This is a genomic window from Thermomonas fusca (genome assembly GCF_005862345.1).
Taxonomy (GTDB): Bacteria; Pseudomonadota; Gammaproteobacteria; order Xanthomonadales; family Xanthomonadaceae; genus Thermomonas; species Thermomonas fusca.
Map to the genome: position 1 here is coordinate 171,319 of NZ_SROY01000003.1, position 18,953 is coordinate 190,271.

Consider the following 18,953-nt stretch of genomic DNA (forward strand, 5'->3'; position numbering starts at 1 on the left):
TCCAATGGATGATTCGCGCCGGCCACGGCGCCGGTCTGCCCGCCGGGATGCGCGGCCAACGCCCGTCCGGCACCACAGCCGGCGCGGACAAAGAACCGCAACGGTAGACGATCCAGCGCGCGGATTCCCTGCCGGTGCGGTCACGCACCGCCGCTGATTTCGCCCCGACTTACCGCAGTCACCATTCACCCGCATACTGGGGATCTGGAATCCAATCCAAGCACGATGCGAACGGAACTCGAAATCACTCTCCTGCACTGCCGCAACCTGCCGTCGCCGCCAAGCGTCGCGATGCAGATCATCGCGCTTGCGCAGGACCCCAATGCCACCCTGGGCGCGGCTGCGCAGTTGATCGGCGTCGATCCGGCGCTGAGCGCGCGCCTGTTGCGGGTCGCCAATTCGCCTCTTTACGCCACCCGCCGGCGCATCGACACGCTCACCCAGGCCATGGCGATGCTGGGCCTCAACGCCACCTTGAGCCTTGCGCTGGGGTTTTCCCTGATCCACGGCCTGCGCGGCCACAACGGCACCGCCGAGCTGCAGGAACGAATCTGGCGGCGCAGCGTACTGGCGGCGATGGCCGCCCGGCAACTGGGACAGCAGACCAGCCTGAAACGCGCCGAAACCCTGATGCTGGCGGGGCTGCTGCAGGACATCGGCAGGCTGGCGCTGCTGCAGGCCATGCCGGAGGAATACGCCGCGCTGTGCGCCGGCACGGAGGACAACGCCACCCTGCTGGCACTGGAGCGCGAGCGTTTCGACGCCGACCACGCCGACGTCGGCGCCTGGCTGGCGCGCAGGTGGAACCTGCCCGACTATCTGGCGGAAGCCATCGCCGCCAGCGAGCTGGCCGACGCCGAAGACCCCTTCCTGCGCTGCATCCAGGCCTCCGGCGCCATTGCCGACCTGTGGTTGGCGCCGCCCGAGGCGGCCGAAGTCGCGCGCGAACTTGCCTGCGCCCGCATCGAATCGAGCATCGGCCGCGGCAAGGAAGTACTGGAAGAGGTGCTTTCGCAGCTCGCGGTCTCGCTGCCGGAAATCAGCACCCTGTTCGAGGTGCGGATCGACCAGCCCTCGCACCTGCAGGCCATCTCGGACGAGGCGCGGGAACTGCTGATCCTGCGCAACCTGCGGCAGATCCAGGATGCCTCGCAGTCGCACCAGGAAGCCCGGATCACCGAAGAGCGCATGCGCCAGCTGAGCGAGCAGGCGCGCCGCGATCCGCTGACCGGCGTCTACAACCGCCTGCACATGGAAGAGGTGCTGGAGCAGGAGTTCGCCGCCGCCGGCGTGCATCCGCTCACCGTGGCGCTGTTGGACCTGGACGATTTCAAGAAGATCAACGACCGGTTCGGCCATCTGGTCGGCGACCAGGTGCTCCGCCAGTTCGCCCAGACCGTGCAGCGCACCCTGCGCAGCACCGACCTGATCGCCCGCTACGGCGGCGAGGAATTCCTGCTGGTGCTCAACTATTCCAGCGAATCCTCCGCGCGGCAGGTGCTGCAGCGGTTGCTGGAAGAGGTTTCGCGCACGCCCATGGCCATTGTCGACGGTCAGCCCGTGTTCACCACCTTCTCCGCCGGCATCGCCACCCACAACGGGGAGCCGGAAAACCGCTTCAACAGCGTCCACGAACTGCTGCAGGCCGCCGACGACGTCCTCTATGGCGCCAAACGCGAAGGCCGCAACCGCGTCCGCCTGCACGGCGCGTGACCGCGGGCCCGTGCGCGGCTGAGCCGGCGCGCCGTTTCCGCTAGAATCCTCGGGTTTTCCATTGCCCGAGGCCTCCATGTCCAATCTCGCTTACCGCCGCGTCCTGCTGAAGCTGTCCGGCGAGGCGCTGATGGGGGACGAGGACTACGGCATCGACCCCAAGGTGTTGAACAGGCTGGCGCGCGAGGTCATCGAAGCCAGCGATGCCGGTGCCGAAATCGCGCTGGTGATCGGCGGCGGCAACATCTTCCGCGGCGCCGGCCTGGCCGCAGGCGGGATGGACCGGGTGACCGGCGACCACATGGGCATGCTGGCGACGGTGATCAACGCGCTGGCGATGCAGGATGCGCTGGAAAAACTCGGCGGCAAGGCGCGGGTGATGAGCGCGCTGAAGGTCAACGACGTGTGCGAGGACTACATCCGCCGCCGTGCCATCCGCCATCTGGAAAAGCGTCGGCTGGTCATCTTCGCGGCCGGCACCGGCAACCCGTTCTTCACCACCGACTCCGGCGCCGCCCTGCGCGCGATCGAGATCGGCGCGGACCTGCTGCTGAAGGCGACCAAGGTCGACGGCGTCTATGACAAGGACCCGAAGAAGCATCCCGATGCGGTCAAGCTGGACACCCTGACCTACGACGAGGTGATTTCGCGCAACCTGCAGGTCATGGACACCGCCGCCTTCGCGCTGTGCCGGGATGCCCGCCTGCCGCTGCGCATCTTCGACATGGCCGAGCCCGGCGTGCTGCTGCGGATCCTCCGCGGCGAACCGATCGGCACCCTGGTCCGCGCCCGCGACTGAGCCGCGCCCGGCGGTACCGGCCCCGCTTATAATCGCGGGTTTGCAGAACACCTCCGGAGCGCCGCATGTTGAACGAGATCAAGAAAGACGCCCAGGCCCGCATGGCCAAGAGCATCGAGGCGCTGCGCCACGCCCTGGTCAAGGTCCGCACCGGTCGCGCCAACGCCGGCCTGGTCGACAGCATCAAGGTCAACTACTACGGCTCCGAGATGCCGCTGTCGCAGGTCGCCAGCGTCTCGGTCGCCGACGCCCGCTCCATCGTCATCACCCCGTGGGAAAAGCAGATGGTGGGCGCGGTGGAAAAGGCCCTGCTCGCCTCCGACCTGGGCCTGACCCCGAACACCGCCGGCACCACCATCCGCCTGAACATCCCGGCGCTGACCGAAGAACGCCGCCGCGACCTGACCAAGGTCGTGCACAGCGAAGGCGAGGACGCCAAGATCGCCGTCCGCAACATCCGTCGCGACGCCAACCACCAGGTCAAGGAACTGCTGAAGGACAAGCAGATCACCGAGGACGAGAGCGCGCGCACCGAGGCCGAGATCCAGAAGATCACCGACGCCGCGATCAAGGACGTGGACGACGTGATCAAGGCGAAGGAAGTCGAGCTGATGTCGGTTTGAGCGACGTGGCAGGCGACCGCAATGCCCCGCCCGTGACCAGGCCGTCCCGTTGAACGGCACGGCCGACCCGCTTGCGCACGCGGGGCTGCCCGCAGCCGCCGGCGTGCCGCGGCACCTTGCCGTCATCATGGACGGCAACGGCCGCTGGGCGCAGCAGCGCCACCGCCCGCGCCTGATCGGCCATCGTGCCGGCGCGCGCGCGGTCAAGCGCAGCGTGGAGTTCTGCCTGGAGCGCGGGATCGGTGCGCTGACCCTGTTCGCGTTTTCCAGCGAAAACTGGAACCGCCCGGCCGAGGAAGTGGGCGGGCTGATGAAGCTGTTCCTCGGCGCACTGGAGCGCGAGGTCGAGGAACTGCACCGGCTGGGCGCGCGGTTGCGCTTCATCGGCGAGCGCAGCCGTTTCGACGGCGCAATCCTCGCCCGCATGCAGGCAGCGGAAACCCTGAGCGCCGGCAATACCCGCCTGCAACTGAACATCGCCGCCAGCTATGGCGGCCGCCAGGACATCGCTGCCGCCGCACGCGCACTGGCCGAGGAGGTGGCCGCCGGCCGCCTGCGTCCGGATCAGATCGACGAGGACGCGCTGGGCGCGCGCGTGGCGCTGGCCGACCTGCCCGCCCCCGACCTGTTCATCCGCACCGGCGGCGAAGTGCGGATCAGCAATTTTCTGCTCTGGCAGCTGGCCTATACCGAACTCTGGTTCACCGACGCCCTGTGGCCCGATGTCGACGCCACGTTGCTGCAGTCCGCGCTGGACGACTACGCCCGCCGCGAACGCCGCTTCGGCCTGACCAGCGCCCAGCTCGGGCAACCCGCCCCTGGAGAAACGATGTGACCAAGACCCGCATTCTGGCCGCCCTGGTCATGGCACCGGCCGTCATCGGCGCCGTCCTGCTGTTGCCCACCGGCTGGCTGATGCTGCTCAGCGCGCTGGTGTTCCTGGCGGCGCTGTGGGAATGGCTGAAGCTGGCCGACATCGAGGACGCGCTGGCGCGCAGCATCCTGCTGGCCTGCAACCTGGCGCTGATGGTGGCACTGGTCTGGGGCTCGCGCTCGCAGCATCCCGGCGCATTGCCGCTGTTCCAGCTGACCGTGGTGCTGGGGGTGGCCTGGTGGCTGCTGGCATTGCTGTGGCTGCGCCATTACGACTTCGCTTCCCGCCACGACGGCAACGCGCGGGTATTCAAGCTCGCCGCCGGCACCGCCGCGGTGGTCCCGGCCTGGTGCGCGCTGGCGGTGATCCATGCCAGCCAGCCCAACGGCCATCGCTGGCTGCTGCTGGCGCTCCTGCTGGTCTGGGCGGCCGACAGCGGCGCCTACTTCACCGGCCGCAAATTCGGCGGGCAATGGTTCGGCGGGCGCAGGCTGGCGCCGCGGATCAGCCCGAACAAGACCCTGGAAGGCGTCGCCGGCGGCGTCGGCCTGGCGATGCTGGTGGCGATCATCGGCGCGCTGCTGATTGGCGCCAAGGCCAGCCAGTTGCCGGCGGTGGCGCTGGCAGCGGCGGTCACGGTGGTGTTCTCGGTAGCCGGCGATCTGTTCGAAAGCCTGCTCAAGCGCCACGTCGGCGCGAAGGACTCCGGCACCCTGATCCCCGGCCACGGCGGCGTGCTGGATCGCGTCGACAGCGTGCTGGCGGCGCTGCCGGTATTCGCGCTGGCCAAGATCTGGCTGGGGTTCTGAACATGCAGCGGGTAGCGGTGCTCGGTGCCACCGGTTCGATCGGCACCTCCGCGCTGGACGTGATTGCGCGCCATCCGGATGCGATGCGCGCCAGCGTGGTGGCGGCCGGCAGCAGGGTCGACGCGCTGCTGGCGCTGTGCCTGGCGCACCGCCCCGAACATGCGGTGATCGCCGACCCGGCCGGCTATGCCGCGCTGCGCGACGGCCTGCGCGAAGCCGGGCTGGCCACCCAGGCACATGCCGGCGGCGAAGCACTGGAGTCTCTGGTCGCCGGCGATGCCTGCGATACCGTGGTCGCCGCGATCGTCGGCGCCGCCGGCCTGCCCTCCACGCTTGCCGCTGCCCGCGCCGGCAAACGCCTGCTGCTGGCCAACAAGGAATCGCTGGTGCTGGCCGGCGAGCTGCTGATGCGCGAAGCCCGCCGGGGCGGCGCCACCATCGTCCCGATCGACAGCGAGCACAACGCCATCTTCCAGTGCCTGGCCGACGGCAACGCGCCGGCGCGGATCACCCTGACCGCCTCCGGTGGCCCGTTCCGCGGCTGGAGCCGCGCCGCGCTCGCCTCCGTGACTCCGGCGCAGGCGGTGGCGCACCCGAAGTGGTCGATGGGGCCGAAGATCTCGGTCGATTCCGCCAGCCTGATGAACAAGGGGCTGGAAGTGATCGAAGCCCACCACCTGTTCGGCGTGCCCGGCGACGCCATCCGCGTGCTGGTGCATCCGCAGTCGCTGGTGCATTCGCTGGTCGATTTCGCCGACGGCAGCAGCCTCGCCCAGCTCGGTCTGCCGGACATGCGCACCGCCCTGGCAGTGGGCCTGGGCTGGCCGCGGCGGATCGCCTCCGGGGTCGGCCCGCTGGATCTGCTGGCGCAGGGCGGCAAGCTGGAGTTCGAGGCACCGGACCTGGACGCCTTCCCCTGCCTGGCGCTGGCATTCGGGGCGCTGGCTGCGGGCGGCACCGCGCCGGCAGTGCTCAACGCCGCCAACGAGGAAGCGGTTTCAGCCTTCCTTCAGGGCCGGATCGGTTTTCTGGGCATCCCCGATACGGTTGCCGCCACCCTCGACGCCATGCCGCCACAGTCCGCCGATTCGATTGATGCGCTGCTGGCCGCCGACGCCGGTGCCCGCGCTGCTGCGCGCGCGCGCATCGCCGCGCTGCCGGCGCACGGGGGCCGCGCATGAGCGATTTCTTCGGCTCGGTGTGGTGGTTGCTGGTCGCGCTGGGGGTGTTGGTCACTTTCCACGAGTTCGGCCATTTCTGGGTCGCCCGCCGCTGCGGGGTGAAGGTGCTCCGCTTCTCGGTGGGCTTTGGCAAACCGCTGTGGTCGAAAATCGGCAAGGACGGCACCGAGTACGTCATCGCCGCGATCCCGCTGGGCGGCTACGTGAAGATGCTGGACGAACGCGAGGGCGATGTCGCCGCGCACGAGCTGGATCGCGCGTTCAACCGCGCGTCGGTATGGCGGCGCATCGCCATCGTGGCTGCCGGGCCGCTGGCCAACCTGCTGCTGGCCTTCGGCCTGCTGTGGGCGATGCTGGTGATCGGCCGTCCCGATTACGCGCCGGTGGTCGGCAGCGCCAATGGCATCGCCGCGCAGGCCGGGCTGCAGCCGGGCGACCGCATCCTGGCGGTGGGCGAACGCGAAACACCCACCTGGAGCGAGCTGAGCATGGCGCTGTCGGTGGCCGCGCTGGATCGCCAGTCGGTGCCGCTGCGGATCCAGCGCGAGGACGGCGGCACCGCCATCCGCTCGCTGCCGCTGCAGAAGCTGCCGGCGCAGGCGGACGAACTGCGCGCGATCGGCGAGATCGGCCTGGTCCCCCGCCACCTGCTGCTGCCGGCGCTGGTCGGCAGCGTGCGCGAGGGCACGCCGGCCTGGGGCGTGCTGGCCGAAGGCGACCGCATCACCGCCATCGACGCCCATCCGGTAGCCAGTTTCGAGGACATCGCCCCGCTGGTGGCCCGGCTGGGCGCGCGCGGGGTGCCGGGCATGGTCGAGGTCGAACGCGACGGCGAGCGGCTGGCGCTGGAGCTGACCCCGCAGCGCATGGCCGGCGACGACGGCCAGCCGCGCTGGATCCTCGGCGTCGGCAACACCGCCCTCGGCCCGGCGCCGCACGACGCCACCCTGCGCTACGGGCTGCTGGCGGCGATCCCCGCCGCCGCGCGCGAGACCGGCTTCCAGGCCCGCCAGCTGGTGGACATGATCGGCCGCGCCTTCACCGGCCGGGTGTCGGTGCAGAACACCGTATCCGGCCCGCTGACCATCGCCCGCGCCGCCAACGACTTCGCCGCCCGCGGCCCGGCCTGGTTCCTGAACTTCCTGGCCCTGTTGTCGGTCAGCCTGGCCTTGATCAACCTGCTTCCGATCCCCGTCTTGGACGGGGGTCACCTGCTGTATTACCTTATCGAGCTTGTCATCCGCCGCCCCGTGGGCGAGCGGGCCATGGCTGTCGGCCATTACATCGGCCTTGCGATGATCGCAGGGCTGATGGGACTGGCCTTCTACAACGACATCCTGCACCTGATGTCGTGACCCCCCCCGGTTGGCGCTGCCCGCGCCGCCGCATTCCCCGCAACAGGGCGCTGCGATACTGCAACGCCGGACCAGGCAGCTCAACAGGATGTTCCGAATGACCCGACCCATGCACCGCCGCCTGCTTACCCTTGCCCTTGCCTCGGCGCTTTCGCTGCCGGCGCTGGCGCAGACGGCGCTCGCGCCCTTCACGGTCAGCGACATCCGCATCGACGGCCTGCAGCGCATCGGCGCCGGCACCGTGTTCACCTACCTGCCGGTGGAACGCGGCGACACCCTCGACCAGGGCAAGGCCGCGGAGGCGCTGCGCGCCCTCTACAAGACCGGCTTCTTCGAGGACGTGCGGCTGGATCGCCAGGGCGGCATCCTGGTGATCAGCGTGGTCGAGCGGCCGGCGATCAACAAGCTGACCCTGTCCGGCAACAAGGACCTCAAGACCGAGGACCTCACCAAGGGCCTGAAGGACATCGGCCTGGCCGAGGGCGAAACCTACAACCCGCTCAACCTGGATCGCGTCACCCAGGAGCTGACCCGCCAGTACAACAACCGCGGCAAGTACGGCGTGCAGATCAGCCCGTCGGTGGAGCGGCTGGACCGCAACCGCATCAACCTGACCATCAACGTCAAGGAAGGCAAGGCGGCCAAGATCCGCCACATCAACCTCATCGGCAACGAGAGGTATGAGGAAGAGGACATCACCAAGGGCTGGGAGTCGCATACCAGCAACTGGATGAGCTGGTACAAGCGCGACGACCAGTATTCGCGCGAGAAGCTGTCCGGCGACATCGAGAAGCTGAACTCCTGGTACCTGGACCGCGGCTTCGTCGACTTCAGCCTGGATTCCACCCAGGTGGCGATCAGCGGCGACCGCAAGGACATGTTCATCACCGCCGGCATGACCGAGGGCGAGGCCTACAATTTCGCCGACATCTCGGTGTCCGGAGACACGGTGCTGCCGAAGTCCGAGGTCGAAACCATCGTCAGCTTCATCAGGCCCGGCAACGTTTTTTCGCGCGGGCTGCTGGAAATGGCCACCAACGCGATCACCGCGCGCCTTTCCAACATCGGCTACGCCTTCGCCCGGGTCAACCCGGTGCCGAGCATCGACCGCGACAAGCGCACCGTGGCGGTCGACTTCCAGGTCCAGCCCGGCCCGCGCGTGAACGTGCGCCGGATCGTGTTCAAGGGCAATACCCGCACCGCCGACCCGGTGCTGCGCCGCGAAATGCGCCAGTTCGAGGGCAGCTGGTATTCGCAGGCGGCGATCGATCGCGGCAAGGTGCGCCTGGACCGGCTCGGCTACTTCGAGGAAGTCAGCGTCGACAGCGAACCGGTGGCCGGCACCGACGACCAGGTGGACGTGGTCTACACGGTCAAGGAAACCACGTCCGGCAGCATTTCGGCCGGCGTCGGCTATTCGCAGCTGTCCGGCCTGAACCTGTCGCTGCAGCTGCAGGAGAACAACTTCCTCGGCACCGGCAACCGCGTCTCCACCGCGATCACCCGCAGCGACTACCAGAAGCGCTACGACTTCTCGTACGTGAATCCCTATTTCACCGACGACGGCATGTCGCTGGGCTACAACCTGTGGTGGCGCGAGTTCGACTACTCCAGCTTCAACGTCGCCTCCTATTCCACCAACAGCGGCTCCTTCCAGGTGTTCATGGGGCTGCCGCTGAGCGAGAGTGACTCGATCTCGTTGATGGTCGGCCTCGACAGCAACGAGATCCTGGCGTTCGAAGGTTCGACCCCGCAACCGCTGGTCGACTACGTCAACGCGGTTGGCCAGCGCACTTTCCACAGCTGGCGCGCGCAGGTGAGCTGGGGCCGCGACACCCGCAACAACTATTTCACCCCGGTGGTGGGCGGCACCCAGAGCCTGTCCGCCGAGGTCGCTCTGCCGGGCTCCACGGTGGAGTACTTCAAGCTGCAGTACGACATCTCCAAGTACTGGCCGCTGCATCCGGCGCTGGTGGTCAAGACCGCGCTGAACCTCGGCTACGGCGATTCCTACGGCAAGGAGTACAACCGCAATATCTGCTTCACCGCGCCCACGCTGGTCGACACCAACAACGACGGCAAGGGCGACACCTGGGTGCCCGGCCCGGTCGGCACGGATCCCTGCCTGGCCACCTCGCCGGACTACGTCAAGTCGGTCCAGGCCAGCGGCCTGCCGTTCTTCGAGAACTTCTACGCCGGCGGCATTGCCTCCAGCGGGCGGGTACGCGGCTTCATGGACAACACCCTCGGCCCGGTCTACACCTCCAGCTTCGGCTACCGCCAGCCGTTGGGTGGCTCGGTGCTGCTGGCCGGTTCGGTGGAAGCGATCTTCCCGAAGCTGTTCGACAGCCCGTCGGCGCGCGTGTCTGCGTTCCTGGACGTCGGCAACGTCTACAACGGCTGGGACAACTTCGATGCCGGCGAACTGCGTGCTTCGGCCGGCGTGGCGCTGCTGTGGCGCTCGCCGATGGGGCCGCTGTCGATCAGCTACGCACTGCCGCTGCGCAAGAAGGACGGTGACCAGATCGAGCGGTTGCAGTTCAACTTCGGCGGCCAGCTCTGACGGCAACGCCGGCATGAACATGCCGACGTTCACCGCCGCCGAGCTCGCCGCGCGCTTCGGCCTGGAGCTGCGCGGGCAAGACCGTACGGTGGCGGGCGTCGGCACCCTGGCCGATGCCTCGCCGTCACAGCTGGGCTTTCTGGCCAATCCGCGTTATCGCAGCCAACTGGCGCAGACCCGCGCCGGCGTGGTGGTGTTGCGCGCCGACGACGCCGATGCCTGCACCGGCACGGCACTGCTGGCACGCGACCCTTACGTCGCGTTCGCGCGCATCGCCGCGCTGTTCGAGCCGCGGCCGGTGCACGCGTCCGGCATCCATCCCACCGCGGCGGTGGATGCCACCGCGCAGGTCGATCCCGGCGCCAGCATCGGCCCGCACGTCAGCATCGGCGCGCGCAGCAGGATCGACGCCGGCGCGATCATCGGCCCCGGCTGCTTGGTCGGCGAGGATTGCGAAGTCGGCGAGGATTGCGAGCTGCAGGCAAGGGTGACCCTGTGGACGCGGGTACGCCTCGGCAAACGCGTGCGCATCCTGCCTGGCGCCGTGCTGGGCGCGGCCGGCTTCGGCATGGCGATGGAAGCCGGACGCTGGATCAACGTGCCGCAGCTGGGCGGCGTGGTGGTCGGTGATGACTGCGAAATCGGCGCCAACACCACCATCGACCGCGGCGCGCTGGGCGATACCGTGCTGGAAGAAGACGTGCGCCTCGACAACCAGATCCAGATCGGCCACAACGTGCGGATCGGCGCGCATACCGCCATGGCCGGCTGCGCCGCGGTGGCCGGCAGCGCCAGAATCGGCCGCCACTGCCTGGTTGGCGGCGGTGCCGGCATCCTCGGCCATCTGGAGGTCTGCGACCGGGTGGTGATCACCGCGATGTCGCTGGTCACCCATTCGATCCGCGAGCCGGGCGAGTATTCTTCCGGCACGCCGTTGATGGACAATCGCAGCTGGCGCAAGAGCGCCGCCCGCTTCAAGCAACTTGACCGCATCGCCCGGCGCAGTCCCGGCGACGCGAAGGACACCGAATGACCGACACTTCCGCAACGCCGGCGCTGCCCGCCACCATCGCCGACATCCAGCGCCTGCTGCCCCACCGCTATCCGTTCCTGCTGGTGGACCGGGTGGTGGAGCTGGAGCCGAACAAGCGCGTGCTGGCGTACAAGAACGTCAGCATCAACGAGCCGTTCTTCCAGGGCCATTTCCCCGGCAAGCCGGTGATGCCCGGCGTGCTGGTGGTGGAGGCGCTGGCGCAGGCCGGTGGGCTGCTGACCCAGTTGTCCAACGCGGCCGGCGATCCGCAGGCGGAAACCTTCTACCTGGTGAAGGTGGACAACGCCAAGTTCAGCCGGATGGTGGTGCCCGGCGACCGCCTCGAGCTCGACGTCGAGCTCAAGCGCCGTATCCGCAACATGGCCCAGTACGTGGGCGTGGCACGAGTCGATGGCGAGCAGGTCGCCTGCGCCGAAATCCTGTGCGCGGCATCGCGCGACTGAACCTGCGGCAGCAACGATGAGCAGCCACGACGCCAGCGCCATCCACCCCACCGCCGTGATCGACCCGCGCGCGCGGATCGGTGCGGGCGTGCAGATTGGTGCCTATGCGGTGATCGGCGCCGAGGTGGAGGTGGGCGACAACACCCGCATCGGCCCGCACTGCCTGATCGAGGGCCCCACCCGGATCGGCCGCGACAACGTGTTCCACGGCCATGCCGCGATCGGCGGCGATCCGCAGGACAAGAAGTACCGCGGCGAGCGGGTGGCGCTGGAGATCGGCGACGGCAATTCGATCCGCGAATTCGTCACCATCAATCGCGGCACCGGCGAAGGCGGCGGCCTGACCCGCATCGGCAACCGCAACTGGATCCTCGCCTACAGCCACATCGCCCACGACTGCATCGTCGGCGACGATTGCGTGTTCTCCAACAACGCCACCCTGGCCGGCCATGTCACCGTCGGCAGCCACGTGATCCTGAGCGGGTTTTCCGGCGTCCACCAGTTCTGCCGGGTCGGCGACCACGCGTTCATCGGCATGGGGGCCTTCGTCAACGGCGACGTGCCCCCGTTCCTGATGATCGCGCAGGAAAAATACGCACGCCCGCGCGGGATCAATGCGGAAGGGCTGAAGCGGCGCGGCTTCGACGCCGGCCGCGTGGCCGCGATCAAGCGTGCCTACCGCGCGCTGTACATGGGCGAGGCGAAATTGGACGAAGCCAAGCTCGAGCTGGCGGAGATCGCCGCAGGCAGCGAAGACGTACGCGCTTTCCTCGATTTCATCGACGCGGGCGAGCGGCCGCTGCTGCGGTGAACATCATCGGCTTCGTCGCGCCTGCGGCGGGGGCGGACTCCAAGTCGCTCCACGTGATTCGCTTTGTTGGAGCCCGCCGCCACCACAGGCGCGACCCGATTTCATCGCAAGCGACAAGAACGCACAACGCTGCAATTCGCGACACAACCAGCGCCGTTGCGGGGGCAGCGGTGTGTCCCGACAAAGCGAGTATCGGGGAGCGACTCGGGATACACCGCTGCCCCCGCAACGGCGCGCCCCAGAAGCAACCAAGACCATGACAACGCGCATCGCCCTCTGCGCCGGCGAGACCTCCGGCGACCAGCTCGGTGCCGGGCTGATCGAAGCGCTGCGCGAACGCTTCCCGGATGCGCAGTTCGCCGGCATCGGCGGCGATGCCATGCGCGCGGCGGGCATGGACACCTGGTTCGATGCCAGCGAACTGGCGGTGATGGGGCTGACGGAAGTGCTGGCGCACCTGCCACGCCTGCTCAAGCTGCGCAAGGCGTTCCGCCGGCGCGTGCTGGATTGGAAGCCCGACGTGTTCATCGGCATCGACGCACCGGACTTCAACCTCGGCGTGGAGCGCTGGCTGAAGCAGCGCGGCGTGCGCACCGTGCACGACGTCAGCCCCTCGGTCTGGGCTTGGCGCGAGAACCGCGCGCTGAAGATCGGCGAAAGCGCCGACCGCGTGCTCTGCCTGTTCCCGATGGAGCCGCCGATCTACGCCCGGCACGGCGTCGATGCCGCCTTCATCGGCCACCCGCTGGCCGACGCCATTGCGCTGCAGCCCGATCGCGCCGGTGCCCGCGCCGCGCTGGGCGAATCCAGCGCTGCGCCGATCCTGGCCCTGTTGCCCGGCAGCCGGCTGGGCGAGATCCGGCGCATGCTGCCCGACTTTGCCGAAGCCGCGCGCCGGCTTGCCGCGGATGTCCCCGGCCTGCGCGTGCTGGTGCCCGCGGCGAATGCGCAGTGCCGCACCGCCATCGATGCGATCCTGGGCGATGCGCCGGCGTTCCGTGTCATCGACGGCCAGGCGCAGCGGATCGTGATCGCCAGCGACGCGGTGCTGCTGGCCTCCGGCACCGCCGCGCTGGAGGCGATGCTGTGCAAGCGGCCGATGGTGGTGGGCCACCGCATCGCGCCGCTGACCTACCGCATCGTCCGGCTGTTCGGCATGCTCAAGTCCGCCCACGTCAGCCTGCCCAACGTGCTGGCCGGCGAGGCGCTGATTCCGGAGCTGCTGCAGGACGACTGCACGCCGGACAACCTGCACGCCGCGCTGCTGCGCTGGTTCCGCGACGAAGAGGCGGTGGCAGCGCTGCAGCCGCGCTTCCTCGCCATCCACGAAACCCTGCGCCGCGACGCCTCGGCGCGCGCCGCCGAGGCGGTGGCGCAGCTCCTGCGGCAGCCATGAACCTGCGCGTTGCCGGCATCGACGAGGCCGGGCGCGGCCCGCTGGCCGGGCCGGTGGTGGTGGCCGCGGTGGTGTTCGCGCCGGGCCGCACCCCGGTGAACGGGCTCGACGACTCCAAGGCGCTGACCGAAAAGAAGCGCGAGCTGCTCTACCCGCGCATCCTCGAACGCGCGCTGGCGTGGAAAATCGTGTTTGTCGAAGCCGACGAGATCGACCGCCGCAACATCTTCCAGGCCACCATGCACGGCATGCGCGAGGCGCTGCTGGGTGTGGCCCACGTCGCCGACTGCGCGCGCATCGACGGCAACCGCCTGCCGAAGGACCTGCCCTGCCCGGCCGAGGCGTGGATCGGCGGCGACGCCCGCGACCGCAGCATCATGGCCGCCTCGATCCTTGCCAAGGTCACGCGCGATGCGCGCATGCGCGAGCTGCACGCCCACTATCCGCAATACGGCTTCGACCGCCACAAGGGTTACCCCAGCCCGCTGCATCTGGCGGCACTGCAGGCGCACGGCCCCTGCCCGCAACATCGGCGCAGCTATGCGCCGGTGCGTGCGGCGCTGGAACCCATGCCGCTGCAGGCGGAACTGCCGGGTTTGCCGCAGCCAGCCTGAGTCACGCACGGATCGCGTACTGTCAAGCCTTGCCCGCCTCCGCTGCGGGCCCTAACCTGCGGCTTCAACACCGCGACCACGCGATGCCCGCACGTTTCGTCCACCTGCACCTGCACACCGAATTCTCGCTCGCGGATTCCACCATCCGCGTGCCCGAGAAGCCGGACTATGCGCGGCCGGAAAAAGCCGGCGACCGGCCCAACCTGCTCAGCCGTGCGGTGGAACTGCAGCTGCCGGCGCTGGCGGTCACCGACCGCAACAACCTGTTCGCGCTGGTCAAGTTCTACAAGGCCGCGGAAAGCGTGGGCATCAAGCCCATCGCCGGTGCCGACGTGCTGGTCGCCGACGGCGGCGATGCGCCTTCGCAACTCACCCTGCTGTGCCGCGACCAGGACGGCTACCTCAGCCTGTCGCGCCTGCTCAGCCGCGCCTGGCTGGAAGGCCAGCGCGGCGACTGCGTGGCGATCGATCCGGAATGGCTGCGCGACGACCATGCCGGCCTGTTCGCGATCGCTGGCCGCACCAGCCTGGCCGGGCGGCTGGTGCAGGCCAATCGCCATGACGTCGCGGAGGCGCAGCTGGCGGAATGGCGGCGGGTATTCGGCGATGGCCTGCATCTGGAGCTGACCCGCACCGGCCGCGACGGCGAAGAAGCGTTCAACCAGTTCGCCCTGCACGCCTCCGGCAAGCTCGGCCTGCCGGTGGTGGCCAGCAACGACGTGCGCTTCCTCGATGCCGCCGGCTTCGGCGCGCACGAGGCGCGGGTGTGCATCTCCAGCGGCCGGGTGCTGGAAGATCCGCGCCGCCCGCGCGACTACAGCGCCCAGCAGTACCTGCGCTCGACCGAGGAAATGGTCGCGCTGTTCGCCGACGTGCCTGACGCGCTGGACAACACGGTGGCGCTGGCGCAGCGCTGCAACCTGCAGCTGAAGCTGGGCACCTACTTCCTGCCGGCCTATCCGGTGCCGTCCGACGAGACGCTGGACAGCTGGATCCGCAGCGAAGCCCGCCGCGGCCTGGAAGCACGGCTGCAGAAAAATCCCCTGGCACCCGGCAAGACCCGCGAGGACTACGAGGCGCGGCTGGAATTCGAGCTGGACACCATCATCAAGATGGGCTTCCCAGGCTACTTCCTGATCGTGGCCGACTTCATCCAGTGGGGCAAGAACCAGGGCATCCCGATCGGGCCCGGCCGCGGTTCCGGCGCCGGCTCGCTGGTGGCGTGGGCGCTGCAGATCACCGACCTCGACCCGCTGCCGTACAACCTGCTGTTCGAACGCTTCCTCAACCCGGAACGCGTGTCGATGCCCGACTTCGACATCGACTTCTGCATGGACCGGCGCGACGAAGTCATCGACTACGTCGCCCGCAAGTACGGGCGCGAGCGCGTTTCGCAGATCATCACCTACGGCACCATGGCCGCCAAGGCGGTGCTGCGCGACACCGGCCGCGTGCTCGGCTTCGGCTACGGCATGGTGGACGGGATCGCCAAGCTGATCCCCAACATCCTCGGCATATCGCTGAAGGATGCGATGGGCCAGGGCAAGGGCGGGATGGACGGCGAAATGGCATCGCCCGAGCTGATCCAGCGCTACGAGAGCGAGGACGACGTCCGCGACCTGATCGACCTGGCGCTGCAGCTGGAGGACCTCACCCGCAACGCCGGCAAGCACGCCGGCGGCGTGGTGATCGCGCCGACGCCGCTGTCGGATTTCTGCCCGCTGTACGCCGAACACGACCACGGCACGCTGGGCAAGAACCCGGTCACCCAGTTCGACAAGGACGACGTGGAAGCGGTGGGGCTGGTGAAGTTCGACTTCCTCGGCCTGCGCACGCTGACCATCATCGACTGGGCGGTGAAGGCGATCAACGTGCGCCGCGCGAAGGATGGCGCCGAACCGGTCGATATCGCCACGATCCCGCTCGACGACGCCAGCGTCTATCGCAACGTGTTCGCCAACGGCAACACCGGCTCGGTGTTCCAGTTCGAATCCTCCGGCATGCGCCGCGCGCTGAAGGACGCGAAGCCGGATCGCTTCGAGGACCTGATCGCGCTGAACGCGCTGTACCGCCCCGGCCCGATGGAGATGATCCCGTCGTTCGTGGCGCGCAAGCACGGCACCGAGACGTTCGAGTACCCCGACCCGCGCACCCGGGCCATGCTGCAGGAGACCTACGGCATCATGGTCTACCAGGAGCAGGTCATGCAGATGGCGCAGATCGTCGGCGGCTACTCGCTGGGCGGCGCCGACCTGCTGCGCCGTGCGATGGGCAAGAAGGTGCCGGCCGAAATGGCCAAGCACCGCGAGATCTTCCGCGAGGGCGCGGCCAAGGGCGATGTCAGCGCGGCCAAGGCCGACGAAATCTTCGACCTGATGGAGAAGTTCGCCGGCTACGGCTTCAACAAGTCGCACGCCGCCGCGTACTCGCTGGTCGCCTACCAGACCGCCTGGCTGAAGCAGCATTACCCGGCCGAGTTCATGGCCGCCACCCTGTCCAGCGACATGGACAAGACCGACAAGGTGGTGGCCTTCCTGGATGAGGCGCGCGGCCTCGGCCTGACCGTGCTGCCGCCGGACGTCAACGCGTCCAGCTACATGTTCGATGCCACCACCCCGGACACCATCCGCTATGGCCTCGGCGCGGTGAAGGGCGTGGGCCAGGGCGTCTGCGAGGCCATCGTCACCGCCCGCAATGGCGACGGCGTGTTCCGCGACCTGCTCGACTTCTGCCAGCGCGTCTCCGCCGCCGGCCTCAACAAACGCACGCTGGAAGCGCTGATCCACGCCGGTGCGATGGATGCGCTGGCGGTCAACCGCGCCTCCCTGATGCTGCAGCTGCCGGAGGCGATGAAAGCCACCGACCAGATGGCGAAGAACCGCGAAGCCGGCATGTTCGACATGTTCGGCAGCGGCGGCAGCAGCGACATCCGGATTGAACTGCCGGAAACCACCGAGTGGCCGCTGGCGCAGCTGCTGCAGGGCGAACACGACACGCTGGGCCACTACCTCAGCGGCCATCCGATGGACCCTTACCGCGACGACGTGCAGAAGCTGGTCGGCCACGACCTGTCGGCACTGGCGGAAATCTGGGAACGCGCCGCGCGCAACAGCCGCCCGCAGGAAGGCCGCAGCTGGCGCCCGATGGTGCAGACGGTGGTGGCTGGCCAGGTGATCGGCATGCGCAAGCGCGGCGAATCGCAGGCCTTCGTGCAGCTGGAGGACGGCCGCGGCCGGATCGAATGCGGCTTCTTCAACGAGCAGTGGCAGGAATTCGCCCCGCTGCTCACCCGCGACCGCATCCTGGTGGTCGAGGGCGGCCTGCGCGAGGACGAATTCAACGGCGGCTATTCGCTGCGCGCCGGCCGTTGCTGGGATTTCGCGCAGATCTGCGGCCAGCAGGCGCAGCGCATTTCCATCCGCATCGACCTGCGCGTGGCCGGCGCGCAGCAGCAGCTGGAACACGTGCTGAAGGCCCACGCCGGGCCGACCCCGGTGCTGCTGGAAGCCACCACCGTCGCCGGCATCGGCCGGCTGACCCTCGGCGGCGGTCGCGGCCTGCAGGTGGACGCCAGCCTGCCCGGCCTGCTGCGCAGCCTGCCGGGCGTCGGCACGGTGCAGGTGCAGCTGGCGCGGCCGTGGGCAACGCCAAAGTCCGAATGACGCCAGCGGCCGCCTTCTCCCCCTGCTCCGCGAGCAGGGACGGCAGCACCGTCCGGTTCGGTACGGCGACCCCGCTGGGATAAACTCCGCAGGATGAATCCGAATTACCTCGACTTCGAGCAGCCGATCGCCGACCTGGAAACCAAGATCCAGGAACTGCGACAGGCCAGCAACGGCCCGGCGCTCAACATCGACAAGGAAGTGCAGGCGCTGCGGGACAAGCTGCGCAAGCGCACCGCGACGATCTTCCGCGACCTCACCCCGTGGCAGGTGTCGCAGCTGTCGCGCCACCCGCAGCGGCCCTACACGCTGGATTACCTGCGGGTGATCTGCGACGAGTTCCAGGAACTGGCCGGCGATCGCGCGTTTGCCGATGACCAGGCCATCGTCGGCGGCCTGGCCCGCATCGACGGCCGCCCGCTGATGGTGATCGGCCACGAGAAGGGCCGCGACACCAAGACCAAGGTCCGCCGCAACTTCGGCATGCCCAAGCCTGAGGGCTACCGCAAGGCGCTGCGGCTGATGAAGATGGCGGAGCGCTTCGACCTGCCCGTCCTCACCTTCATCGATACCGCCGGCGCCTGGCCCGGCATCGACGCGGAAGAGCGCGGCCAGTCCGAGGCGATTGCCCGCAACCTGCTGGAAATGGCCGAGCTGCGCGTGCCGATCGTGTGCACGGTGATCGGCGAAGGCGGCAGCGGCGGCGCATTGGCGATCGGCGTGGGCGACCGCACGATCATGCTGGAATACAGCACCTATTCGGTCATCACCCCGGAAGGCTGCGCCTCGATCCTGTGGCGCGATTCCGCCAAGGCCAAGGACGCCGCGGAACAGCTGGGCATGACCGCCAGGCGCCTGCACGGGCTCGGGTTGGTGGACAAGGTGGTGCGCGAACCAACCGGTGGCGCCCACCGCAATCCGGTGCAGATGGCCAAGCGCCTGAAGGCGGTGTTGCTGCGCGAGCTGGACGCACTGGAAGGCCTGCCGGCAGAAGAGCTGCTGGAACGCCGATACCGCCGCCTGCGGGCCCTCGGCGCCTACGACCTCGCCTCCTGA

General features: G+C 68.8%; 15 protein-coding genes. All 15 read left to right on the forward strand.

Features of this window, described 5'->3' with window-relative positions; all coding sequences use genetic code 11:
- Positions 1 to 225: 225 nt before the first annotated feature.
- Positions 226 to 1,713 carry a GGDEF domain-containing protein gene (locus E5S66_RS08720; protein WP_138348870.1) on the forward strand — a complete coding sequence of 496 codons (1,488 nt, stop codon included), beginning with the start codon at positions 226 to 228 and terminating at the stop codon, positions 1,711 to 1,713.
- Between the two features lie 76 nt (positions 1,714 to 1,789).
- Entirely contained in the window at positions 1,790 to 2,512 is a 723-nt protein-coding gene (gene pyrH, locus E5S66_RS08725) for a UMP kinase (RefSeq protein WP_138348871.1), read from the forward strand.
- Positions 2,513 to 2,577: 65 nt separating this feature from the next.
- Positions 2,578 to 3,135 (forward strand): ribosome recycling factor, encoded by a 558-nt coding sequence (gene frr, locus E5S66_RS08730; protein WP_028839014.1) that lies wholly within the window; start codon positions 2,578 to 2,580, stop codon positions 3,133 to 3,135.
- 49 nt (positions 3,136 to 3,184) lie between these two features.
- A complete protein-coding gene (uppS, locus tag E5S66_RS08735; RefSeq protein WP_425472194.1) occupies positions 3,185 to 3,970 on the forward strand; it encodes a polyprenyl diphosphate synthase in 786 nt (261 codons plus the stop codon).
- Complete coding sequence (locus tag E5S66_RS08740) at positions 3,967 to 4,818, forward strand: phosphatidate cytidylyltransferase (protein ID WP_028839012.1); 852 nt, start codon at positions 3,967 to 3,969, stop codon at positions 4,816 to 4,818. Before uppS ends, E5S66_RS08740 begins: the two co-directional genes overlap by 4 nt.
- A 2-nt stretch (positions 4,819 to 4,820) precedes the next feature.
- Entirely contained in the window at positions 4,821 to 5,999 is a 1,179-nt protein-coding gene (dxr, locus tag E5S66_RS08745) for a 1-deoxy-D-xylulose-5-phosphate reductoisomerase (protein ID WP_425472195.1), read from the forward strand.
- The gene (rseP, locus tag E5S66_RS08750) at positions 5,996 to 7,354 is read left to right on the forward strand and encodes an RIP metalloprotease RseP (protein WP_138348872.1); all 1,359 of its coding nucleotides are present in this window, start codon (positions 5,996 to 5,998) and stop codon (positions 7,352 to 7,354) included. Before dxr ends, rseP begins: the two co-directional genes overlap by 4 nt.
- A 97-nt stretch (positions 7,355 to 7,451) precedes the next feature.
- On the forward strand, positions 7,452 to 9,917 hold the full coding sequence (bamA, locus tag E5S66_RS08755) for an outer membrane protein assembly factor BamA (protein ID WP_138348873.1): 2,466 nt from the start codon (positions 7,452 to 7,454) through the stop codon (positions 9,915 to 9,917).
- Between the two features lie 13 nt (positions 9,918 to 9,930).
- Positions 9,931 to 10,950 (forward strand): UDP-3-O-(3-hydroxymyristoyl)glucosamine N-acyltransferase, encoded by a 1,020-nt coding sequence (gene lpxD, locus E5S66_RS08760; RefSeq protein ID WP_138348874.1) that lies wholly within the window; start codon positions 9,931 to 9,933, stop codon positions 10,948 to 10,950.
- On the forward strand, positions 10,947 to 11,414 hold the full coding sequence (gene fabZ, locus E5S66_RS08765) for a 3-hydroxyacyl-ACP dehydratase FabZ (RefSeq protein ID WP_138348875.1): 468 nt from the start codon (positions 10,947 to 10,949) through the stop codon (positions 11,412 to 11,414). The genes lpxD and fabZ overlap by 4 nt, the downstream gene beginning before the upstream one ends.
- A 16-nt stretch (positions 11,415 to 11,430) precedes the next feature.
- Entirely contained in the window at positions 11,431 to 12,225 is a 795-nt protein-coding gene (gene lpxA, locus E5S66_RS08770; protein ID WP_138348876.1) for an acyl-ACP--UDP-N-acetylglucosamine O-acyltransferase, read from the forward strand.
- A 256-nt stretch (positions 12,226 to 12,481) separates the two neighbouring features.
- Complete coding sequence (lpxB, locus tag E5S66_RS08775) at positions 12,482 to 13,621, forward strand: lipid-A-disaccharide synthase (protein ID WP_138348877.1); 1,140 nt, start codon at positions 12,482 to 12,484, stop codon at positions 13,619 to 13,621.
- The gene (locus E5S66_RS08780; protein ID WP_138348878.1) at positions 13,618 to 14,235 is read left to right on the forward strand and encodes a ribonuclease HII; all 618 of its coding nucleotides are present in this window, start codon (positions 13,618 to 13,620) and stop codon (positions 14,233 to 14,235) included. The genes lpxB and E5S66_RS08780 overlap by 4 nt, the downstream gene beginning before the upstream one ends.
- A gap of 83 nt (positions 14,236 to 14,318) precedes the next feature.
- On the forward strand, positions 14,319 to 17,897 hold the full coding sequence (gene dnaE, locus E5S66_RS08785; RefSeq protein WP_138348879.1) for a DNA polymerase III subunit alpha: 3,579 nt from the start codon (positions 14,319 to 14,321) through the stop codon (positions 17,895 to 17,897).
- 93 nt (positions 17,898 to 17,990) lie between these two features.
- Positions 17,991 to 18,953 carry an acetyl-CoA carboxylase carboxyltransferase subunit alpha gene (locus E5S66_RS08790; protein WP_138348880.1) on the forward strand — a complete coding sequence of 321 codons (963 nt, stop codon included), beginning with the start codon at positions 17,991 to 17,993 and terminating at the stop codon, positions 18,951 to 18,953.

What these genes read in the sequence shown, in the direction of transcription:
- E5S66_RS08720 (WP_138348870.1), top strand. Translation starts at nt 226, where the DNA reads ATGCGAACGGAACTCGAAATCACTCTCCTGCACTGCCGCAACCTGCCG.
- pyrH (WP_138348871.1), top strand. Translation starts at nt 1,790, where the DNA reads ATGTCCAATCTCGCTTACCGCCGCGTCCTGCTGAAGCTGTCCGGCGAG.
- frr (WP_028839014.1), top strand. Translation starts at nt 2,578, where the DNA reads ATGTTGAACGAGATCAAGAAAGACGCCCAGGCCCGCATGGCCAAGAGC.
- dxr (WP_425472195.1), top strand. Translation starts at nt 4,821, where the DNA reads ATGCAGCGGGTAGCGGTGCTCGGTGCCACCGGTTCGATCGGCACCTCC.
- rseP (WP_138348872.1), top strand. Translation starts at nt 5,996, where the DNA reads ATGAGCGATTTCTTCGGCTCGGTGTGGTGGTTGCTGGTCGCGCTGGGG.
- bamA (WP_138348873.1), top strand. Translation starts at nt 7,452, where the DNA reads ATGACCCGACCCATGCACCGCCGCCTGCTTACCCTTGCCCTTGCCTCG.
- lpxD (WP_138348874.1), top strand. Translation starts at nt 9,931, where the DNA reads ATGAACATGCCGACGTTCACCGCCGCCGAGCTCGCCGCGCGCTTCGGC.
- fabZ (WP_138348875.1), top strand. Translation starts at nt 10,947, where the DNA reads ATGACCGACACTTCCGCAACGCCGGCGCTGCCCGCCACCATCGCCGAC.
- lpxA (WP_138348876.1), top strand. Translation starts at nt 11,431, where the DNA reads ATGAGCAGCCACGACGCCAGCGCCATCCACCCCACCGCCGTGATCGAC.
- lpxB (WP_138348877.1), top strand. Translation starts at nt 12,482, where the DNA reads ATGACAACGCGCATCGCCCTCTGCGCCGGCGAGACCTCCGGCGACCAG.
- E5S66_RS08780 (WP_138348878.1), top strand. Translation starts at nt 13,618, where the DNA reads ATGAACCTGCGCGTTGCCGGCATCGACGAGGCCGGGCGCGGCCCGCTG.
- dnaE (WP_138348879.1), top strand. Translation starts at nt 14,319, where the DNA reads ATGCCCGCACGTTTCGTCCACCTGCACCTGCACACCGAATTCTCGCTC.
- E5S66_RS08790 (WP_138348880.1), top strand. Translation starts at nt 17,991, where the DNA reads ATGAATCCGAATTACCTCGACTTCGAGCAGCCGATCGCCGACCTGGAA.